Below are 1700 nucleotides of genomic sequence, written 5' to 3'. Positions count from 1 at the left end.
TTCAGACTTTCTAATGTTTTCCAGCACTGGTATAATCCCCTTGGCACATGAAAACATCCTTTCCACTTTCCCCCCTTCAATGGCAACAATATTTCCCCTCTGCGATCCAGATATCCAAACCATTCGGGATATTTAGTATCTTTGAAATGCCCCCACGTATAATCATGCACTTTCTCAAACCATGCCAGACACGCCTCATCTCCGGTCAATTGATACCCCTTTAAAAGCGAGATCAGCGTTTCGATATGCACCCACCAAAGTTTCTGGTCCCATTCCAGCTGCTGGGGGGGACAGCCATTACGGTCCATGAAGTAGTAGATGCCACCATATTCCTTATCCCAACCGTAACCGAGCATGGTAAGAGTCACATTCTTCGCCTTTTCGATCAATTCGGGACGGTTCAGGCGTTTGCCAGATCCATGATGAACCACATGGCTTCAATCGCATGCCCGGGGGTGATCTGGCGACCTTCGAAACAGTCGGCAAGACTACCGTCCGCATTTACATTCTCAACAATAATGCCTCCCAGTTCCGGACGGTAGAATACGTCCATTACTTCATGGATACACGTTTCCATGGTTTGCTGAAGGTACTCTTCATCCAATAAATGTTCAATTTCCAAAGCCAGGTTACAGAGAATCATCGGCAGGGCGAAGTTCTTCAGATTACGGGTGCCCGGATGGAGTTTGTTCCATTTCCCTTTCGGATTATCGACTTTGGAGAGGGTGATTTCAAAGGTCATCTTCGCTATTTCCGCATACTCTGGGTTGCCTGTGGCCAGACTCAATTGTCCGAAGGCCATGGTGGCGAAGGTATACGAGAAGATATTGTATGGTTCTACCAACGGGCTACCCGAACGGTCGAGCGAAAAGTACCAGTTATAATGACCGTCATGTCCGTATTTCTTTAAGAATTCACCACCCTGGGTGGCGCAGTCCAACCATTCCTGACGCTTTTCTACTTTGTTGTAGAGCATTGAGAACATCCAGACTTGACGGCCTTGGAGCCAGATGAACTTGTCGGTGTCGAATACGTTCCCTTTACGGTCCAGGCAGGTGAAGTAGCCGCCATATTCCAGATCTTGGGAGTGGCTGAGCCAGAAGGGAAGAACATTATCGAGCAGTTCGTCCCTGTATTGATTTGTTAGTTTCTTAAAATCCATATATCTTTTACTGTTAAATGATTAAGGTCTGTCTGACTGTCCCGAACGGGTCCAGTATCTCTCGATTTCTTCCAGGGACTTGCCGGTGGTTTCCGGCACGAGTCTCCAGACGATGAGCATATAGGGTACGCACATGATGGCGAACAGGAAGAATGTTCCGGCGGGGGTCAGGTTTTGGAGCATCCAGGGGGTGAGCTGTCCGATCAGGTACGTTCCGATCCACAGGGCGAAGCCGGCTATGGACATGGCGAGTCCGCGTACTTTGGTGGGGTACATCTCCGAGAGGAGCACGAAGACTACGGCGCAGATGGAGACGGCGCAGCAGAATACGTAGAACAAGAAGAAGGCCAGCAGCAAGAGGCTGGATATCCCCAGGGATTCGCCATAGAGGAAGTAGAGACCGATTAGGAGCAGGGAGAGGATCATGCCGGAAACTCCGTAGTAGACTAGGTTTTTGCGACCCACTTGGTCGATGATGACTAGGGAGAGGACGGTGGTAAGGGTATTGACTAGTCCTACGAGAACTTGGTAAAAAAGA

General features: G+C 49.3%; 1 protein-coding gene and 1 pseudogene. Both read right to left on the bottom strand.

The genetic code is table 11. The features are described from left to right. A pseudogene (locus JCM17102_RS28725) lies at positions 1-1162 on the bottom strand (n-acyl-d-glucosamine 2-epimerase); the annotation flags it as partial. A 21-nt stretch (positions 1163-1183) separates the two neighbouring features. Next, positions 1184-1700: MFS transporter (locus JCM17102_RS30155; RefSeq protein ID WP_136498675.1), on the bottom strand; the 517-nt coding region annotated here is incomplete at its 5' end.

The sequence above is a fragment of the Bacteroides faecichinchillae JCM 17102 genome, assembly GCF_000614145.1.
In the GTDB taxonomy this organism is placed as follows: Bacteria; Bacteroidota; Bacteroidia; order Bacteroidales; family Bacteroidaceae; genus Bacteroides; species Bacteroides faecichinchillae.
Note: the sequence above shows the minus strand (reverse complement) of the source record. Positions and strands in the feature narration are given on the sequence as shown.